Here is an 18260-nt window from a genome sequence, read left to right as displayed (position 1 = left end):
AATCCTTTGAGTAATCAGTGCGCCACGGCGGCAGCTGCCGCCTCGTCGATCAGGCGGCCGGTCTCGAACCGCTTCAAGGTCAGACCTTCGGCCAACTTGTGCGGTTCGCCCCGGGCGATGAGATGCGCAAAGAGATGCGCCGAACCCGGCGTCGCCTTGAAGCCACCCGTACCCCAGCCGGCATTGACGAAGAAATTCGGAACCGGTGTCACGCTCTGGATCGCCGAACGGTCTGGCGTATTGTCGGTGATACCGCCCCATTGACGCATCATCTTGGTGCGCCGGAAGATCGGGAACAACTCGCAGATCGCATCAAGCGTATGCGTAATGATCTGCAAGCCACCCGTCTGAGAGTAAGATGTGTACTGGTCGGTACCCGCACCGATGACCAACTCGCCCTTGTCTGACTGGGAGATATAGGCATGCACGGTGTTGGACATGACCACGCAGGGGAAGATCGGCTTCAACGGCTCGGACACCAGCGCCTGCAAAGGGTTTGAATGTAGCGGCAGCTTCACACCGGCCATCTCCGCGATCACCGAATTATGACCGGATGCCGACACAGCGATTTTCTTGGCCCCGATGAAACCCCGCGAGGTTTCGACGCCGGTGACTTCGCCGTTTGCACCGCGGGTGATCCCCTTCACTTCGCAATTCTGGATAATGTGCACGCCGCGATCGGATGCCGCGCGGGCATAACCCCAGGCCACCGCATCGTGCCGGGCTGTGCCACCACGGCGCTGCAGGGCCGCGCCATTGATCGGGTAGCGGGCGGATTTGGCGATATCGAGCGGCGGACAAAAGGCCTTGGCCTGTTCAGGCGACAACCATTCATTGTCGATACCGTAGAGGCGGTTTGCATTGACATGCCGCTTGAACGATTGCTGGTCATGCACGTTGTGCGACAGCATCATCACGCCACGCGGCGAATACATGACGTTATAGTTGAGATCCTGGCTCAAGCCTTCCCACAGCTTCAGCGAGTGCTCGTAGATGTCCATGCTCTCTTCATAGAGATAATTCGAGCGAATGATGGTGGTGTTGCGCCCGGTATTGCCGCCTCCGATCCAGCCCTTCTCGATCACAGCGACATTGGTGATGCCGTGCTCTTTGGCGAGATAGTAAGCGGCGCCCAGGCCATGGCCACCACCACCGATGATAATGACATCATAGGCGGATCGCGGCTCGGGCGAGGACCACTGCGCCCCCCAACCCTTGTGACCGCGCAGCGCTTCACGCGCCACGGCAAAAACGGAATATTTGCGCATTTGCCTTGTAAACTCCTGTGGTTCCGCCCGTCGGGCCGCATGCAAGCATTGCCTATGACCTTACCACTCGCAAATCAATGCTGCACGCGAAGTCCCTTTTGCGACGCACAGACAGCTGACTTTCGACACCACGAAAAAATCGAAGAAGAACGAAAAATTTTTATGCGCTACAGCCCCTGCGGCATATGGACTTTGACGACACGATCTGATATTCGCCTGCCAAATCGCCCGGATTAGCACCGTGCGATACGGATGTGCTATTCCGCGGACACCTTGCTGCGTCAACGGATCTTAACTCTAAAAACCAAAGGAACGGGATTACAACGTGCAGGTACTAGTCCGCGACAACAACGTTGATCAGGCGCTTCGCGCTCTCAAGAAGAAAATGCAGCGCGAGGGCATCTTCCGTGAAATGAAGATGCGCGACTACTACGAGAAGCCCTCCGAAAAGCGCGCCCGCGAGAAGGCAGAAGCCGTTCGCCGCGTTCGCAAGCTGGCCCGCAAGCGCGCACAGCGTGAAGGCCTCGTGAGCGTAAGCCGTCCGGCCCATTGATCGGTCGTTTTTTAGACTCTTTCCAATGATCTAAGGGCGGAGGCGAAGCAGTCGCCTCCGCCCTTTTCTATTGACTTATGCACGTATGACTGCCGAGATGGCATGGATACGAAACCGGAAACGCCCCCCAATATGGCACTGATGACGACGAGTTCTTCGCCGATGCATGCAACGACATTACTCACTCGCCCCCGCGCCAATGGTCTGGTTTTGACAATGCTCGCAGCACTTGTCATTTCCGGATGCACGACAGTGCCGCAGTCGGATGACGTGATCCGCCTCGACCGCCAGCAGGGGACTGAAGAAAACATTGCCTCGCTGACCTCGGTGATCAACGCCAGCCCGCGCGATCCCGAAGGCTACAATGTGCGTGGCTCCGCCTATGGCCGCGCCGGTGACTTCCGCAACGCGCTGAATGACTTCAACACCGCTCTACAGATCAATCCGCGCTTCTATCAGGCTTATGCCAACCGCGCCCTGGTCTACCGCAACATGGGCAAGCCCGTGGAAGCAGCAAGCGACTACAGTGCAGCGCTGAAGCTCAACCCCAATTACGACGTGGCCTATATTGGCCGCGGCAATATCTACCGTCAGGCCGGTCGAAACGACGAAGCCTTCGGTGACTTCAACCGTGCGATCCAGCTCGGGACGACCGATGGACGCGCCTATCACAATCGCGGCCTGATTTATCAGCTGCGCGGACAGCACGCGCAAGCGATTGAGGACTTCTCCAAGGCGATCTCACTTTCACCAACGTCGCCGGAACCCTATAATGGCCGTGGCGTTTCCTACGTTGCCCTGAACGACGACGAAAATGCTTTTGCCGACTTCAACCATGCCATTGAGCTGGATCCGAAGGTCGCAGAATCCTGGGCCAACCAGGCGCTGGTTTATGAGCGTCGCGGCGAAACGGCACTGGCCGCCAAGTCCTACAGACACGCGCTGGGCCTCGACCCCAAATACAGCCCAGCTGCAGCCGGATTGGCAAGAACCCGCGGCTGATCGCAGGCCTGCAACGAACCTCTCAAATCGATGATATAAAAACGGCCCGCTTCAGTTCTGAAGCGGGCCGTTAGACATTCTACCAGAAAATTCGGTTTCCCGGAGCAGTTCCTAGCGCAGCATGATCACGCCGACGACGCTCAGCACGATGAACGCAATCAGACCGCCAAAGAAGCCTGCGGCCGTGAAGAACCCGGCAGCCATTGCGATCATCAGCGCGACAAGGATCGCTGTGCCATACTTCGTGGCATTGATGAAGCTGTCGTAGGTTTTCTCGTGTTCGGAATAGTCCATCTTTGCGCCGGTTTCGACAGGTCCGCTATGATGTTCGCTCATGGTCAACTCTCCTCAGATGGCCGGCCGTCTTGTCCGGACGCGAATTCTAAAAGACGCGGCTCTACCGCCCTCTATCATTCGAATACACAAAGGATCTTGCCGAAGCAATAAGGTCCACGTCAAGTCAGCCGATCAATAGTCTATGCCGGCCTGCGCTCCAACAATTGCCCCTGACGCAACCAGGCGCGCCGAAGGCAACACGGTGAGGCTCGGCGAAGAGCGCTCTTCCGTCCGCCCGAACATCAGCCGCCGTTCATGCGAGCCGGAATCGAAAAACGGATAACGTTTCAAAAGCTTGCTGCCGACGGTATGGGTGTTTGTCGACATCAGCGTCAACTCCAGTCCATAGATCTCCGTCATGCGACGTTCGACAAGAGTGTCGGCATAAAAGACGCGCTTGTAAAATGCGGCATGCGGGGGACGCACATGCTGCAACACCCGGTCGGCTTTGAAATACGCCGCAGCGACGATGCTCGGACGCAAGGTTATGTAGGGAATAACCGGCAGTTCGGCTGCGACCTGGGGATCTGCCGCGAATCGCGCCGGATCGATCAGGGTCAGCCCTGCCCCAAGCATTTCATCCATCACATCAGGGAAGACGCCTGCGGACTGAGAAACACGATGGTCCGGTGTTACATAATGGAGCCTGATCGTGCTGACCAATTCTTCGAAATAGTAAACTCCGAAAACATAGGCATTTTTATCGAAGTCGACGTCATCGATGAGACTCTGCGAACCAACAGGGAGCACATCTGCAGCCTTGTAAGCCTTATAGCGTAGTCGCTCGATGTCACTAAAATCTTCGCTACTATCGATGCGCCTATATTCGATGTGATCCAACAGCTTCAGCAATCGATCGGGGAAACTTTCGTTAGACGCAGCACTCATAGGGAAAAGGTCCCGCCAAAATTAAGGAAACAGTAACCATAATTATCATGCGGCCACCAGCGTAGCACCTCCAAGAATTTGGGGGATTGCGTTTACCTTTCATTAAGGTTAACAGAATGTTAATCGATGAATACTAATTTACCACATCAACACAGTCAGTTTACAGAAAGTGTTTTTGGACAAGGCACTTCAGGCGACGCTTTTGTGACCGCCAGTGCCCTTTGGAGCGCCAGCAACCATGCGCTCGAGAATATCTTCACTCGAAACAGGCATGGAATAGACATAGCCCTGTATCAGATCCGCACATTTATGCTTGATAATCAAAGCAAGTTGCTCGGTATCTTCGACGCCCTCGACAACAATCTTCAGGTCCAACTGGCGCGCAAGATTGACGATACCTCTGAGAAGTTTGAGCCTGCGGGCATTCTTGGAAATATCCCGGACGAAAGACCGATCGATCTTGATCACATCCGCGGGCAGGACATCCAGATAGCTAAGGCTTGAAAAGCCCGTGCCGAAATCGTCGATAGAGATCGTAATGCCGAAGCTTCGCAGTTCGTCGAGAATATGGCGGACAGTTGCGAGTTCCTTGATCAGACTGTTCTCGGTCACTTCAAGATGAAGGCGAGAGGCGCTGATGCCTGCATCGGCCAAAGCTTCCAGGACCACAGTGACAATTGAATTGTCTTGCAGATCATGCGCAGACAGATTGACGGACACCGAAACATGTTCAGGCCAGGTTGCACAATCACGGCAGGCCTGGCGGATCATGAAGCGGGTGATCATGGGCGCAATACCCATTTCCTCGGCAATCTGGATAAAGATATTCGGCGGAATACTCCCCTTCGTGGGGTGGATCCATCGAGACAGGGCCTCGCAGGTTTCCAGACGAGAACCATCCGGAAGATACATAGGCTGATAGACGGCGTGCAGTCCACCGCTCTCCACCGCCTCTCGAAGATCCTCCTTGAGCCGCTGGCGCTCGACATAGCGCGCATCCATTTCCTCGGCGAACACGGTGAAGCTGCCATTGCCACGCGATTTTGATTCAAACAGCGCCAGATCGACCTTGATCAACCACTCGTCCACCTGCAATTCATCAAGTGTCGCAATCATGCAGCCCGCACTGAAGGATATGTTGAAGGTGGTACCATCGACCTCATAGGCTCCGCTGATCGCGCCATGGATCGTTCGCATTCGCGCATCCAGAACGGCAATTCCGCCGGTCGCCTCGACGAAGACCATAAACTGATCACCGACAAGGTGACCCGCCACTTCGGTCTCGTCCTCGACGATTTCTGCCAAACGTTTGGCAATTGCCACCAGCAATCGGTCGCCGGTATGATGTCCCTTCATATCATTGACATGCTTGAACTCATCGACATCAAGCACAATAAAACCGACATCGGTCGCCGGCCGCGCTTGGGCAATGCGCGACTGAACGACCTCGGAAAAATAATTACGCTGGGGCAGCCCCGTCAGCGTATCGAAGCGCACCATGTGCAGGATTTTCCGGTCGGCTCGCACGCGCGCACTGACATCCTCGAAAATCAGAACCACGCCGCCCTCAGGGCGCCGGTTGGCTGAAAATTCCAGGATCAGCTCGTCGGAGAAATTCATCACGGCACGAGACAGCGTACCGTCGATCAACTGTCGTAATTGCCGCTGGATATCCTCCGGCATTACCCCATCCACCGAACTGTGACGCACACCATAGCGCATGACGACATCGAGGTCGCAATTGATCAGGCGTCGACGATCACCGAGATGAAGGAGGTTGCATGCCCTGTTGTTGATCACCTGGATGCGGTTCTCCGTATCCAGCATGATCAGACCATGCGTCATATTGTTGAGGGCGGTATCGAAGCTATCCGCAATCTTCCGCATCTGTCGCGATGCGATCACATTCTCATAGAGAAATTCGCGCACTCCGGTCGCCATGGCCTGCGTGGTCAGCACGAAGGGCACAAGCATTACAGACAGCAAAACCTTGTACGGGTCATTGGAAAACAGTGAACAGACAATAATCGGCAGACAACAGCCAAGGCTCTGCAGATTCACCGCCAGTCGCGAACCATAGTTACGACCTACAACAGAGACCATTGAGGCCATGGTGACTGCAATACAGGCCAGTTCGACAAACGTGTCGTCATAGACAAGAATCGAATAACCGCAACCGATGCCCAGAATTGCCGCTGTTGAGGCCGCGCCGGTGACATACCGTATTTCCCACCGCCGGATATCCGAAAGAGACCAGTCGGTCTTATTCAACTGCACGAAACGGGTAAAACCGAGGATGCGGTAGACAAAAACAGTTGCAAAAGCAAAGGACAGGAAGATGAAATACAAATCGCCGGTTTTATGGAACACAGCCAGATAGGTCAGGATGTGCACAAACACACCCGTCAGCAGAGTGCTGCGATTGCCGAACAGCGAGCTCACGAAGGAAAGATAAACGTCCTTCGGCGCACGGCTGGTGCTACTAATCGGCATTGCTCGCTCCCCGTGCTCGAATGAAGCCGGAGCACAAGGCACTGAAATGCCTACTCACTTTCAAAACAGTATCCCACGGCTTTTGCGCAGAACCAGCCTCGCCAAGACGGTCAGTGGCAGGCGCGCAATGACGCGCCCGAAGTTGCCGCACCGGCAGACGGGCACGCTTCGGCTCAGAGACCATCAACGAATGATCAGCAATAATCTTCAACCAACTGCCTCGTTCTGACACTTCGCCACTATCAATGCAGGCTAAGACACCAATTCCTCTTTAACAAAGTGCGAAAGAGCGCTGCATAAACGGCGAAGCGGTTAAGGCCGGGTTAACAGCCTAGCCCCTCAGACAAAAGGCTTGTTGCGCCAAAACGGGCCTTGCTCTATGCACAAGCGCCTGTCGGAGGGAAAAACATGGGTCTTTTATTGTCAGTGAGCCGACTGATAGACGCGATCAACGGAGCGATCGGAAGATCTGTTTCCTGGTTGCTTCTGGCTGCTGTACTGATCAGCGCCGGAAATGCAGTCTCGCGAAAGCTCTTCGATGTGTCGTCGAATGCCTGGCTGGAACTCCAATGGTATCTGTACGGCACGGTCTTCATGTTGGCCGCCGCATATACTCTCCTGCGCAACGAGCATATCCGTATCGACATCGTTTCCGGCTCCTGGTCCAAGCAGACACGTGACAGAGTGGATCTGGTACTCCACATCCTGTTCCTCGTGCCCTTTGCCTTTTTGATGACATGGCTCGCATGGCCCTGGTTTTGGCTATCCTTCAACTCAGGCGAAGTCTCCACCAATGCCGGCGGCTTGATCATATGGCCTGCAAAGGCAGCAGTCTTGATAGGTTTCATACTTCTCAGCGCCCAGGCCGTTTCGGAGATTATCAAGCGCGCGGCCATCGTCTTCGGTTACATGGAAGATCCGGCAACGGCAGCGGTCGAGACCGAGGGACAGTGACATGATCGATTTCATCGCCCACAACCTCGCGCCGATCATGTTCTCCAGCGTGATGCTGATGCTCTTGCTCGGCTACCCCGTGGCCTTCACATTGGCAGCAGGCGGTCTGATCTATTTTGCAATTGGGGTGGAACTCTCCTCCATATCGCCGGAGATCCGTCTTTTCTGGCCTTTGCTGCAATCCCACCCGGAACGCATCTACGGCATCATGTATAATGACACGTTGCTGGCGATCCCGTTCTTCACCTTCATGGGCTTGATCCTTGAGCGATCGCGCATGGCGGAAGACTTGCTGGATACAATCGGTCAGTTGTTCGGGCCCATACGCGGTGGCCTCGCCTATGCCGTCGTCCTGGTCGGTGCCCTGCTTGGTGCCACTACCGGCGTTGTTGCCGCGTCGGTCATGGCCATGGGTCTCATCTCCATGCCGATCATGCTGCGCTACGGCTATAACCGGCCCTTCGTTGCCGGTACTATCGCGGCCTCAGGCACACTGGCGCAGATCGTTCCCCCCTCATTGGTGCTGATCGTGATGGCCGACCAGCTCGGCCGTTCCGTTGGCGACATGTATGTCGGCGCGCTCTATCCGGCGATGCTCATCATTGTCGCCTACTGCCTGTACGTTTTCGGCGTGTCGATGCTGCGCCCGCAATGGGCCCCGGCCCTGCCCCGTGAGGCGCGCACGCTGGGCGATGGCGTCACGTCATTGATCGTGATGATCGCCATCGTCATCGCGCTTTATTTCCTTGGCCACAATATGCTCTTTACAGGCATCCAGTCGCCGGATTGGCAACTGGTCGCAGCCCTTGTCTTCGCAGTATTGGTTGTCTACCTCGTGGCGCTGGCAAACAGTATTTTCGGCCTCAACATCATCTCGCGCCTGGCGCAGCAGGTGATCATTGTGCTGATCCCGCCATTGGCGCTGATCTTCCTCGTCCTCGGCACCATCTTCCTCGGCATTGCCACCCCAACCGAAGGTGGCGCCATGGGTGCGACCGGCGCCTTGGTCATGGCGGCCATGAAAGGCCGGCTTTCTATCGCGACGCTGAAAAACGCGCTCGACGCCACCACCAAGCTCTCCGCCTTCGTGATGATGATCCTGATCGGCGCCCGTGTCTTCGGCCTGACATTCTACGGCATCAACGGCAATGTCTGGATCGAGGAGCTGTTGCTGGCATTGCCCGGTGGCGAATATGGGTTCCTGATCGTCGTCACGATCATTGTCTTCATTCTCGGCTGCTTCCTCGATTTCTTCGAAATCGCCTTCATCATGATACCGCTGCTGGCGCCTGTGGCGCAAACGCTCGGCATCGACCTGATATGGTTCGGCGTTATCCTGGGCATCAACCTGCAGACATCCTTCCTGACGCCGCCCTTCGGCTTCTCGCTTTTCTATCTGCGTTCCATCACACCTGCTGGAACGTGGAAGGACCAGGTGACAGGCCAGATGATGGAAGGCGTTAAAACGCTACAGATCTACAAAGGCGTGGTGCCCTATATCATCATCCAGTTCATCGTCATCATGGTGGTGATTGCGTTCCCGGGTCTGGTGACGCGCTACAAGGATGACCTGCCGACGGTGGATCCCGATAGCATCAATATTCAGATTCCGGGCTTCGGACAGGAGAACAATGGCGGCATCAATCTGCCGTCCATGGGCACCGGTGGCAACGACGGCCCGAATTTCGGCCTGACACCTCCGGGTTCGAACGGCACCTCCAATGGACTGGATCAGCCACCGGCATTCGGTCTTCCGCCCCTTGACCTTGGAACGGATGCCGCCCCCCAACCGAGCGGCGACGCCCCTGCAACACTGGGACTCCCACCGCTCGACCTTGGCGGCGCTGCAACGCCAAAGCCGGACGAACCGAAAGCAAACGGCCAGACACCCTCCATGGATCTCAGCCAACCGCCAGTCATTCAATAACACCGACAATGCAGGCACACGCGAAGCGGCACCTCACGGTGCCGTTTTGCGTTTGTGGGCGGTTCTGCCAAACAAAGCAAAAGGCCCCGGAGCGAACCCCGGGGCCTTGAACAAAGTCGATCAGACGGTTGTGACAGCTTACAGCTTTCCTGCGCGCTGCTGCATCATCATGAACGTGTCAAAAGTGTAGTCAGGCAGCTGCATCCAGAGATAGGCGTCTCTCTTGAAGGCCTGCTGGCTGTCATAGATTTTCTTGAAGCCCGGATTGGATGCGTTGATCTCCGCATAGGTTTCCATGGAGGCGTCGTAGCACGCCGATAGAACCTCCTGGCTGAACGGGCGAAGAACGGCGCCGGCGGCAACCAGTTCCTTCACCGCCTTCGGGTTCCTCGTGTCGTACTTGGCCAGCATGTTCATATTGGCGAAGGCAGACGCGTCCTGAAGGATTGCCTGATAATGCTTCGGCAGTTCGTTCCACTTGTCCAGATTGACCATGGCATGGAGGCAGGCGCCACCTTCCCACCAACCGGGATAATAGTAGTATTTGGCGACCTTGTAGAAGCCGAGCTTCTGATCGTCATAAGGGCCAACCCATTCGGTGGCGTCGATCGTGCCCTTTTCCAGCGCCGGATAGATATCGCCGCCAGCGATCTGCTGTGGGACCGCACCGAGTTTTTCGATGACCTTGCCGGCAAACCCGCCGATACGCATCTTCAGACCCTTGAGATCTTCGACCCTGTTGATCTCCTTGCGGAACCAACCGCCCATCTGGGCGCCGGTATTGCCAGCCGGCATGCCGTAGAGGTTCTGCGTGGCGAAGAACTCATTCATGAGATCATTACCGCCGCCATCATAGAACCAGGCATTCTGCAGGCGTGCGTTGAGACCGAACGGCACAGCTGTGCCAAGCGCATAGGTCGGATCCTTGCCCCAGTAATAATAGGTCGCTGTGTGGCACATTTCGACTGTACCGGATGCCGCCGCATCCGCAGCCTGAAGGCCAGGAACAATCTCGCCACCGGCAAAGTTCTGGATGGTGAAGTTTCCGCCGGTCGCAGCCGAGACATGCGCTGCGATATCATCGGCAGCGCCGAAAATCGTATCAAGCGCTTTCGGGAACGACGACGTCAAACGCCAGGTGATTTTCGGATTTTCCTGCGCAATGGCCGGTGCGGCCAGCACAGTCGAAGCCGCGGCTCCGGCGCTGGCGACACCAGCCTTTTTGATAAATGAACGACGATCCATAAAATACCTCCCATATCAGATCGTTGCGCCAGCCCGTCTCCCGTAGGCTGGTCGTCAATGCTATCGAGATAACCATGTTGTCAAAGCGCTTTCAAGCGAAAGGGTTGCATTAATCCTGCTAATTCAAGCGGAGCAATATAAGGGTTGATTGCTTAACTAACGCTACGGAAGGCTGTTGATGCGCTCAAAGCTGTCTTCTGGCGCCGCGACGTTGACATTTTGCACCGAATATCATCAAGAATTGCCCCTGCATCGCATGTTTCCGGAGACTTCCATGGCCAAGCCAATTATCGCCGTTCCTGCCGATATTCGTGAATTTGACGGCACAAGCTGGCACGCTGCCCAAAACCAGTATGTCAACGCGGCCTTGAAGGTTGCCGATGTGATGAGCTTCATCGTTCCAGCCTTCGAAAATGGCAACGACATCGACGCTATTCTCGACCGTGTGGATGGCCTGCTGGTCTCCGGATCTGCAACCAATGTGCATCCCTCGCTTTATGGCGTTGAAGCCAGCGAAATAGATGGCCCCTTTGATCCAGGTCGCGATGCAACGGCCATACCTTTGATCCAAAGAGCACTTGAACGCGCCATCCCTGTCCTCGCCATTTGCCGCGGCATTCAGGAACTGAATGTCGCGCTTGGCGGAACGCTTGCGACAGAAATTCAGGACCAACCGGGCATCTGGGATCACCGCAAGCCCAAGGATGTCTCTCGCGACGAGGCCTTTGCTGTTCGCCAGCCCATCCAGATCAAGGAGGGCTCCTGTATCGCCCGCTATCTTGGGACCGGCGAAGTCATGGTAAACTCACTGCACAGGCAGGCCATCTGGAAGGCAGCACCGCGTCTCGCCGTAGAGGCGGTCGCCGACGATGGCACCATTGAGGCGGTCTCTGTTGTGGATGCAAAGGGATTTGCCATCGGCGTTCAATGGCATCCGGAATACTGGGCGGAAACTGACAAGCCGTCCCGCGCACTGTTCGAAGCCTTTGGCGATGCCGTCCGCGAATACGTCAAACACCGTGCGCTGGAAAACGCCTAGGGCAGCATAATCCAGGCAAGATCTGCGTCGGGATTATCGAGGGCCTCGTAGGAAAACCCGGCCCCGGGTGCCAGTGTCAGCACCACATGTCCACTATTGGATGTGATCGTGACGGTGCCATCCTCGTTCTGTGTCCAGTTATCGGCCATGGAGAGGCCTGGCCAAACGTCATCGCAGTCCGGAGGTGCCCAGAAACTGCGGCTGCGGCTGGTGAGTGTTGCGCCGCGTTCGGCCAGACAGACCGCGCGGTTCTTGAGGTTGGATACGGAAAACATGGCCGGTGGCGCAGGTCGCGGATTGACGTCTGCATCGTGCGAGATCGACGCGGAAACCAGATGGTCGAGATCCTGATCGGCTACAGGTGTTGGATTAAAGGTCCAAATGCCGAGAACGACGGCTGCAGCAAGCGCTGCCGAAAGACTGCTTGCCGCTACGATAACGCGGGCTTTCATTCAAACACCTCGCATACCCTGAATTAGGATAGGCAAGCATGCGCCCCGGAACTTGCCGAAAGCTGGAGTTCCGGGACGAAAGGCTGTTTTACCGGGTTTTGGCAGGCGTCTCTGCAACTGGCGTCAACACAGTGCCATCTGTGAACCAGGAGACCAAATTCGCAACAACCAGATCGGCCATCGCATTGCGCGTCGGTACAGAGGCTGACGCGATATGCGGCAGGACAGACAGGTTCGGCGCGTCCAGAAGTCCTGCAGGAACCTTGGGTTCATCCTGGAAGACATCGAGACCAGCGGCGGCAATCACGCCGCTCTTGAGCGCTGCCTCAAGTGCTTCCTCGTCCACGGACCAGCCGCGACCGACATTGATCATCACGCCATTTGGGCCAAGGGCCTTGAGAACGTCCGCATCAATTGCCTTATGCGTCTCAGGCGTCTTCGGCACGATGCAGATCAGTGTATCGACAGCCGTGGCAAGTTCGCCGAGTGACGAATAATAGCCGTAAGAGACGTCCTTGCGCTCAGACCGGGTGTGATAGGAAATCTTGACCTTGAAAGGCTCAAGTCTCTTGGCAATTTCGAGCCCGATGCGGCCAAGCCCGTAGAGACCGACATGGCGGTCCCGCAAAGACAGCGGCGACAGAGCGAACGGACCTTCGTTTTCCCACTTGCCATCACGCAGCCACTTCTCAGCGTCATAGAGACGCCGCACCGTGCCGAGCAGCAGGCCAATGGTGGTATCGGCCACTTCATCGTTCAACACATCAGGCGTATTGGTGACGATAATATTGCGCTTGGCGGCAGCGGCAGTATCGACACCGTCGTAACCGACACCGAAATTGGCAATGATCTCGAGAGCCGGCAATTGATCGATCAGCTCTGCGGGAGCAGCGTTGAAGCCGGCAATACCGCGCGCACGCGCAGTCACGCTTTCATCGAGAGACGACAGATCTCCGTCAACGGTCACGACTTCAAATTTGCCGTCCAGCCCTTCGCGGACGCGCGGATTGATGCGCCCTGTGAGCAGGATCACAGGCAATGACTCGGCCATGGAGCCCTCCTTTAGCGGTTGATCGGACCAGTCGATTGCCTGATCCGCATTTCAGGTTTGATCAGATGGATACCGTCGGGATCATGATTTCCGGCAAGCTTGTCAAGAAGCGCGCGCGCCGCAAGGCGCCCGACTTCGGCCTGTCCGTTCCAGACGGTGGTCAGCGACGGCGTGGCGATGGAGGCTTCCTCCAGATCGTCATAACCGGTGACAGAAATATCCCGACCGGGGGTCAGCCCCGCACGGGAAATGCCGTTCATCAGGCCAATGGCAACCAGATCGTTCCAGCACACGGCCGCAGTCGGCCTTTGCGGCAGGGACAAGAAGTGCACAGCAGCCTCAAAGCCGCCCTGCTTGGTGCGCGGGCCTGGAATGCGCAACTCCGGATCGACCTCGATCCCAGCCTTGCGCAATGCATTGACATAGCCCTGATATCGATCGCGGCCAGTCGACGTCTGGTCGGTGCCGCCGATCATGGCGATGGTCCGGTGGCCAAGGCCAATCAGGTGATTGGTCGCCAGCGAAATCCCGTAGCTGTCGTCGCCGCGATAGGTCGGCAGGTCGACGCCGTCCATGGAACGGGCAACCAGAATGGCCGGCATGCTGTTTTCCTCCGCCAGCATGACATCTTCCGGCGGCGTACCGATCGCCGGCGACATGATCACGCCATCGCCGCCAAGCTGCAGCAGTGTCTCGATGAACATGCGCTGCTTTTCGACCGAGTCGTAGTGATTGGAGAGAATGAAGGTCTGACGGTTGCGGTCGAGCTCGCTCTCGATGGCCTTGAGGATTTCGCCATAGAACGGGTTCATGATGTCATGCACAACGACACCGATGATCCCCGAACGCGATGTGCGCAAGCTGGCAGCGCGACGATTATAGATATAACCGAGCAGCCGGGCCTGTTCCTTGATCTTCTCGCGTGTATCGGCTGCCACCAGCGGACTGTCGCGCAAAGCAAGTGAAATCGTCGCGGTGGACAGACCGAGAGACTCGGCAATTGTCGAGAGTTTGATTTTCTGCGCCACGTTTCCTCCACGGCAGCGAAGCGGCGATCCTCACAACTATCCTCGCCTTCTAAACTGTTTAATTAAACAGTTTAATTCTGCAGCGCAATCTTCATGATGGAATTTTTCGTCGGATAACAGGTACTTCGCCGAACGCGCGGATGATCAACCATGCAGGTTTTCATCGATCGTTGCCAGCAATTTGACCAACGCGCGAACTTCCTTGCCCGACAGGCCCTTGGTCGCGATACGATTGCATTCATCGACGGCGGTATTGATGGCGGCAAGGCTCGCCCGCCCGGTCTCTGTCAGATGAACCTGTGTTAGACGTGCATCGCCCGCACCGGCGCGGCGTTCGACAAAGCCCTGCGCCTCCATGCGCCCGATCGTCCGCGTCATGGTCGGCGCCTTGACACCAAGTTTCTGGGCAAGGGCGCCGGGCGTCAGACCATCCTCACCCGCCAGTGCCTGAATGACGCCATCCTGGCCGGCATAAAGGCCATGCGCGGCAAGTTGATGGGACAGAGCCGTGCGCATGGACCGGGCAGCTTGCGCGACCGCCGGACCAAGCTCCAGTGGCAGAGCCTCGACCTGCTCCTTGAGCTGGTCTTTCTTCTTGCCCGATTTGTTTTTCTTGTCGGCCTTACCCTTTTTCGCCATCTTGTCCCCCGCGCCAGCCGGTGGCATTCGGCTGCGGTTATCGTTCAACTTGCCCGATTCATATTCAAAGAAGCAGCAGCACGCCAGATGCCCATTCCGAAACGACGTTTCCAAGACAACGACGACCGCATGTCAGCCGATGCACGAAAGGACTGGATTGCGGTTCTGCCCCTGGGCGCCCATGAACAGCACGGCCCGCATCTGCCCTTCGAAACCGACGCACTGATCGCAAGCGGCATCGTGGAGAGACTGGTTGATGTCCTGCCAGACGAGCTTCCCGTCACGTTTCTGCCTCTAGAATCCGTAGGCTATTCTATCGAGCATATGGATGTCGCCGGCACGAAAACGCTTTACTGGCGCGAGGCCGTCGAACGCTGGCTCGGCATCGCCGAGGAACTATCCAAGCAAGGTATCAAGAAATTCGTGATGCTGAATGCCCATGGCGGGAACTCACCATTGCTCACGATAGTTGCCACCGAAGCCCGTATCCGTTTCGACATGCTCGCGGTTGCCACAAGCTGGACCCGTTTCGGTCTGCCGGAAGGCCTGATCAAGCCGGAAGACAAAGCCATAGATATTCACGGCGGCGATATCGAGACCTCCGTCATGCTGGCGCTCTGCCCCGATCAGGTGAACATGCAAAAGGCTGAAGCCTTCGGCTCGCGCCAGAGCGAGTTTGCCGAAAAATTCCGCTACTTGCGGGCCTATGGTCCCCACGCATTCGGCTGGAAGATGTCGGATCTCAACGCCAAGGGCGTCGCCGGCGACGCAGCCGCTGCATCGGCTGAAAAAGGTGAGCTAATCCTCGCCCATGCAATCTCGGGCATTGTCGAACTACTTCGTGACGTCGACCGCTTCGACATCGACAGTCTCATGCCTAAAAGCGCGCGCTGACCAAAGGGTGGCCGATCATATAATCGAGAAAAGCGCGCACCTTCAATGAGCGGTTGCCGCCGGGCGGCATCAACGCATGAACCGCCAGCGGGTCGCGTCTGTGACTGTCTTTGAAGAGTTCCACCAGCGCACCGCTGTCCAGATGCTGGGCAACGATGATGCGCGACATCCGGCCAATGCCTTTGCCGGCGAGAACCATGTCGACAATCACATCGAGACTGTCGGAGGTAAAACCACCGTTCACCTCGATCACATTCACACCTTCCGGTGTGAGGAAAGGCCAGCGCAGCAGCTCCGGAAAACCACCCGCAGCCATGCAATTGTGACCTCTGAGATCAGCCGGGCTTGCAGGATGGCCGTATCGCTCAAGATAGGTCGGACTGACGCAGATCACCCGCATGGTGTCGCCGATCTTTCGCGCAATCAGCGGTGATGTCACCAGCGGTCCGGTGCGAATGGCGATATCGACCTGTTCGCCGATCACATCGACCTGACGGTCGGCGATATTGAGCTCGACCGAGATCTTGGGATAGCGCTCCATGAAATCGGGCATCATGGGCATGACGACATGGCGCCCAAGCACGACACCCGTATTGATCTTCAAAAGCCCGGACGGTTCCCGGGCACTGGCCGTCAACTCGGCCTCGGCAGCCTCGATATCGGCAACAATCCGGCGCGCCGCATCCAGATAGGTCTCCCCCTCCCCGGTCAGAGCCAATCGGCGCGTCGTTCGCGTCAGAAGGCGTACACCGAGCCTGGCTTCCAGGCGGCTCACCAGCTTGGAAACGGCAGATGGCGTCATTCCCACTTCACCTGCCGCCGCCGCAAAGCTTCCGGCATCCACGATCTTGGAGAAGACATTCATCTCATGAGCAGCAAATGGATCCATCATTCATGACTTCAATTCATTATTATAGATCTTAGGGATGCGATTATCATAATCCAGGAATGATTTAATGTCCAACTTGTCCAACCCAAGGAGAAACGCCATGGACAAGTTCGACGGATTGAAGGGCCTTGCCAGCCAAAAGGCCAAAAGCGAGGGCACCGGTCCATCAGCAGATGACATCTGGGGTGATATCCCGACCGAGATCTGGCCGGGCAAGCGCACGGACCTCGCAAGCCTTGAGCGAAATGCCACCCTATTCAGAGAAGAGGAGCGTCGTCTGTTTTTCAAGAGTGTGAAGGACCGCGTCGTCGCATCGGCAAAAAGCCTGTTTGCCCACCGGACCGCAACCGACAAAGCGCGCACGGCGCGCCAGTGTTGCGAGGCAGGCAGCCACACCAACTGATTTGAGCCACGTCCTTGCGGGGGAGCAGGTCCCCACCCTATATAGGGCCGGAATTCCCCCGCGAAGGATGATTGCTATGACCGAAGTAACGGCAAAACCCATTCCCGTCACCGTTCTGACCGGCTATCTCGGCTCCGGCAAGACGACATTGTTGAACCGTATCCTGTCGGAAAGCCATGGCAAGAAATATGCGGTCATCGTCAACGAGTTCGGCGAAATCGGCATCGATAACGATCTGATCGTCGAGTCGGACGAAGAAATTTACGAAATGAACAATGGCTGCGTCTGCTGCACCGTGCGCGGAGACCTTATCCGCGTCGTGGAGGGCCTGATGCGCCGTCCGGGCCGTTTCGATGGCATCATCGTTGAGACAACCGGCCTTGCAGACCCGGTTCCGGTCGCCCAGACTTTCTTCATGGATGACGACGTACGCGCCAAGACCGAACTGGACGCAGTCGTCGCTTTGGTCGACGCCAAACATCTGCCGCTGCGCCTCAAGGACAGCCGTGAAGCTGAAGACCAGATCGCCTTTGCCGATGTCGTCGTTGTCAACAAGTCCGACCTTGTCACCCATGACGAACTGCACCAGATCGAACATATCGTCCGTGCCATCAATCCGTCTGCACGCATCTATTCCACCAGCCGGTCCGGCGTTGATCTCGCCAAGGTCCTGAACCAGGGCGCCTTCAACCTTGAGCGCGCGCTGGAAAACGATCCCTACTTCCTCAACCACGATGATCCCGATCACGTTTGCGGCCCCGATTGCGGCCATGACCACGGTCACGATCATCACGACCACGACCATAGCCACCATGACCATGACCATGATCACGGACACGGCCATCATCATCATGACCACGCCCCCTCCGCTATCCATGATGTGACGGTTACGTCGATTTCGCTGCGCGGCGGCGAGATGAACCCGGATCGTTTCTTCCCCTGGATCCAGAAGGTCACGCAGACGCAAGGCCCGAACATCCTGCGCCTCAAGGGCATCATCGCCTTCAAGGGCGACGAGGAACGGTATGTGGTTCAGGGTGTGCACATGATTATCGAAGGCGATCATCAGCGCCCGTGGAAGGAAAACGAGACCCGTGAAAGCCGCCTCGTCTTCATCGGCAGAGAGTTGGACCGCGAGAAGCTGGAAAACAGCTTCAAGGCCTGCCAGGCAGCCTGACAAACCGAAACAACAAGACATG

At 56.7% G+C, this 18260-nt stretch carries 18 protein-coding genes; 8 read left to right on the top strand and 10 right to left on the bottom strand.

Annotated features, from left to right (window positions below):
• Positions 1-14: 14 nt before the first annotated feature.
• Entirely contained in the window at positions 15-1268 is a 1254-nt protein-coding gene (locus ACWPM9_RS04915) for a sarcosine oxidase subunit beta family protein (protein ID WP_428187825.1), read from the bottom strand.
• A gap of 325 nt (positions 1269-1593) precedes the next feature.
• Between ACWPM9_RS04915 and rpsU the strand changes: the two genes are divergently transcribed.
• Both rpsU and ACWPM9_RS04905 read left to right on the top strand, forming a co-directional pair.
• On the top strand, positions 1594-1821 hold the full coding sequence (gene rpsU / locus ACWPM9_RS04910; RefSeq protein WP_428187824.1) for a 30S ribosomal protein S21: 228 nt from the start codon (positions 1594-1596) through the stop codon (positions 1819-1821).
• A gap of 216 nt (positions 1822-2037) precedes the next feature.
• Positions 2038-2823: a tetratricopeptide repeat protein gene (locus ACWPM9_RS04905; RefSeq protein ID WP_428187991.1), complete on the top strand. Its 786-nt coding sequence runs from the start codon at positions 2038-2040 to the stop codon at positions 2821-2823.
• A 111-nt stretch (positions 2824-2934) separates the two neighbouring features.
• Here ACWPM9_RS04905 and ACWPM9_RS04900 read toward each other — a convergent pair whose 3' ends face one another.
• The 3 genes from ACWPM9_RS04900 to ACWPM9_RS04890 form a co-directional block, all read right to left on the bottom strand.
• Positions 2935-3159, bottom strand: coding sequence for an aa3-type cytochrome c oxidase subunit IV (locus tag ACWPM9_RS04900; RefSeq protein WP_428187823.1), 225 nt, complete (start codon positions 3157-3159; stop codon positions 2935-2937).
• Positions 3160-3291: 132 nt separating this feature from the next.
• Positions 3292-4047, bottom strand: coding sequence for an N-acyl amino acid synthase FeeM domain-containing protein (locus ACWPM9_RS04895; RefSeq protein WP_428187822.1), 756 nt, complete (start codon positions 4045-4047; stop codon positions 3292-3294).
• Positions 4048-4236: 189 nt separating this feature from the next.
• The gene (locus tag ACWPM9_RS04890; RefSeq protein WP_484756957.1) at positions 4237-6540 is read right to left on the bottom strand and encodes a putative bifunctional diguanylate cyclase/phosphodiesterase; all 2304 of its coding nucleotides are present in this window, start codon (positions 6538-6540) and stop codon (positions 4237-4239) included.
• A 408-nt stretch (positions 6541-6948) separates the two neighbouring features.
• Here ACWPM9_RS04890 and ACWPM9_RS04885 point away from each other — a divergent pair, with 408 nt between their 5' ends.
• A complete protein-coding gene (locus tag ACWPM9_RS04885; protein WP_428187820.1) occupies positions 6949-7494 on the top strand; it encodes a TRAP transporter small permease subunit in 546 nt (181 codons plus the stop codon).
• A 1-nt stretch (position 7495) separates the two neighbouring features.
• Complete coding sequence (locus ACWPM9_RS04880) at positions 7496-9421, top strand: TRAP transporter large permease (protein ID WP_484756956.1); 1926 nt, start codon at positions 7496-7498, stop codon at positions 9419-9421.
• A 138-nt stretch (positions 9422-9559) separates the two neighbouring features.
• On the opposite strand, the gene ACWPM9_RS04875 is transcribed toward ACWPM9_RS04880, so the two are convergent.
• Positions 9560-10666 (bottom strand): TRAP transporter substrate-binding protein, encoded by a 1107-nt coding sequence (locus ACWPM9_RS04875; RefSeq protein ID WP_428187818.1) that lies wholly within the window; start codon positions 10664-10666, stop codon positions 9560-9562.
• A gap of 274 nt (positions 10667-10940) precedes the next feature.
• Between ACWPM9_RS04875 and ACWPM9_RS04870 the strand changes: the two genes are divergently transcribed.
• On the top strand, positions 10941-11705 hold the full coding sequence (locus ACWPM9_RS04870; protein ID WP_484756955.1) for a gamma-glutamyl-gamma-aminobutyrate hydrolase family protein: 765 nt from the start codon (positions 10941-10943) through the stop codon (positions 11703-11705).
• Here ACWPM9_RS04870 and ACWPM9_RS04865 read toward each other — a convergent pair.
• The 4 genes from ACWPM9_RS04865 to ACWPM9_RS04850 form a co-directional block, all read right to left on the bottom strand.
• The gene (locus tag ACWPM9_RS04865) at positions 11702-12157 is read right to left on the bottom strand and encodes a hypothetical protein (protein WP_484756954.1); all 456 of its coding nucleotides are present in this window, start codon (positions 12155-12157) and stop codon (positions 11702-11704) included. The genes ACWPM9_RS04870 and ACWPM9_RS04865 overlap by 4 nt on opposite strands.
• 88 nt (positions 12158-12245) lie before the next feature.
• Positions 12246-13208 carry a 2-hydroxyacid dehydrogenase gene (locus ACWPM9_RS04860; protein WP_484756953.1) on the bottom strand — a complete coding sequence of 321 codons (963 nt, stop codon included), beginning with the start codon at positions 13206-13208 and terminating at the stop codon, positions 12246-12248.
• Between the two features lie 11 nt (positions 13209-13219).
• Complete coding sequence (locus tag ACWPM9_RS04855; RefSeq protein WP_428187814.1) at positions 13220-14236, bottom strand: LacI family DNA-binding transcriptional regulator; 1017 nt, start codon at positions 14234-14236, stop codon at positions 13220-13222.
• A gap of 144 nt (positions 14237-14380) precedes the next feature.
• A complete protein-coding gene (locus ACWPM9_RS04850) occupies positions 14381-14875 on the bottom strand; it encodes a MarR family winged helix-turn-helix transcriptional regulator (protein ID WP_484756952.1) in 495 nt (164 codons plus the stop codon).
• Positions 14876-14962: 87 nt separating this feature from the next.
• On the opposite strand from ACWPM9_RS04850, the gene ACWPM9_RS04845 reads away from it, so the two are divergent.
• On the top strand, positions 14963-15769 hold the full coding sequence (locus ACWPM9_RS04845) for a creatininase family protein (protein WP_484756951.1): 807 nt from the start codon (positions 14963-14965) through the stop codon (positions 15767-15769).
• Here the strand turns inward: ACWPM9_RS04845 and ACWPM9_RS04840 are convergent.
• Positions 15753-16661, bottom strand: a complete 909-nt coding sequence (locus tag ACWPM9_RS04840) for a LysR family transcriptional regulator (RefSeq protein ID WP_484756950.1) — start codon at positions 16659-16661, stop codon at positions 15753-15755. The genes ACWPM9_RS04845 and ACWPM9_RS04840 overlap by 17 nt on opposite strands.
• Before the next feature lie 97 nt (positions 16662-16758).
• On the opposite strand from ACWPM9_RS04840, the gene ACWPM9_RS04835 reads away from it, so the two are divergent.
• Both ACWPM9_RS04835 and ACWPM9_RS04830 read left to right on the top strand, forming a co-directional pair.
• Positions 16759-17061, top strand: a complete 303-nt coding sequence (locus ACWPM9_RS04835) for a hypothetical protein (protein ID WP_484756949.1) — start codon at positions 16759-16761, stop codon at positions 17059-17061.
• A 76-nt stretch (positions 17062-17137) separates the two neighbouring features.
• Positions 17138-18238 carry a CobW family GTP-binding protein gene (locus ACWPM9_RS04830; RefSeq protein ID WP_484756948.1) on the top strand — a complete coding sequence of 367 codons (1101 nt, stop codon included), beginning with the start codon at positions 17138-17140 and terminating at the stop codon, positions 18236-18238.
• Positions 18239-18260: the final 22 nt, after the last annotated feature.

This window comes from Agrobacterium sp. H141 (assembly GCF_057158725.1).
This window is presented reverse-complemented; position numbering and strand designations above follow the sequence as displayed.

What these genes read in the sequence shown, in the direction of transcription:
- ACWPM9_RS04905 (WP_428187991.1), top strand. Translation starts at nt 2,038, where the DNA reads ATGCTCGCAGCACTTGTCATTTCCGGATGCACGACAGTGCCGCAGTCG.
- ACWPM9_RS04870 (WP_484756955.1), top strand. Translation starts at nt 10,941, where the DNA reads ATGGCCAAGCCAATTATCGCCGTTCCTGCCGATATTCGTGAATTTGAC.
- ACWPM9_RS04865 (WP_484756954.1), bottom strand. Translation starts at nt 12,157, where the DNA reads ATGAAAGCCCGCGTTATCGTAGCGGCAAGCAGTCTTTCGGCAGCGCTT.
- ACWPM9_RS04850 (WP_484756952.1), bottom strand. Translation starts at nt 14,875, where the DNA reads ATGGCGAAAAAGGGTAAGGCCGACAAGAAAAACAAATCGGGCAAGAAG.
- ACWPM9_RS04880 (WP_484756956.1), top strand. Translation starts at nt 7,496, where the DNA reads ATGATCGATTTCATCGCCCACAACCTCGCGCCGATCATGTTCTCCAGC.
- ACWPM9_RS04860 (WP_484756953.1), bottom strand. Translation starts at nt 13,208, where the DNA reads ATGGCCGAGTCATTGCCTGTGATCCTGCTCACAGGGCGCATCAATCCG.
- ACWPM9_RS04845 (WP_484756951.1), top strand. Translation starts at nt 14,963, where the DNA reads ATGCCCATTCCGAAACGACGTTTCCAAGACAACGACGACCGCATGTCA.
- ACWPM9_RS04885 (WP_428187820.1), top strand. Translation starts at nt 6,949, where the DNA reads ATGGGTCTTTTATTGTCAGTGAGCCGACTGATAGACGCGATCAACGGA.
- ACWPM9_RS04835 (WP_484756949.1), top strand. Translation starts at nt 16,759, where the DNA reads ATGGACAAGTTCGACGGATTGAAGGGCCTTGCCAGCCAAAAGGCCAAA.
- ACWPM9_RS04840 (WP_484756950.1), bottom strand. Translation starts at nt 16,661, where the DNA reads ATGATGGATCCATTTGCTGCTCATGAGATGAATGTCTTCTCCAAGATC.
- ACWPM9_RS04915 (WP_428187825.1), bottom strand. Translation starts at nt 1,268, where the DNA reads ATGCGCAAATATTCCGTTTTTGCCGTGGCGCGTGAAGCGCTGCGCGGT.
- ACWPM9_RS04830 (WP_484756948.1), top strand. Translation starts at nt 17,138, where the DNA reads ATGACCGAAGTAACGGCAAAACCCATTCCCGTCACCGTTCTGACCGGC.
- ACWPM9_RS04900 (WP_428187823.1), bottom strand. Translation starts at nt 3,159, where the DNA reads ATGAGCGAACATCATAGCGGACCTGTCGAAACCGGCGCAAAGATGGAC.
- ACWPM9_RS04895 (WP_428187822.1), bottom strand. Translation starts at nt 4,047, where the DNA reads ATGAGTGCTGCGTCTAACGAAAGTTTCCCCGATCGATTGCTGAAGCTG.
- ACWPM9_RS04890 (WP_484756957.1), bottom strand. Translation starts at nt 6,540, where the DNA reads ATGCCGATTAGTAGCACCAGCCGTGCGCCGAAGGACGTTTATCTTTCC.
- ACWPM9_RS04875 (WP_428187818.1), bottom strand. Translation starts at nt 10,666, where the DNA reads ATGGATCGTCGTTCATTTATCAAAAAGGCTGGTGTCGCCAGCGCCGGA.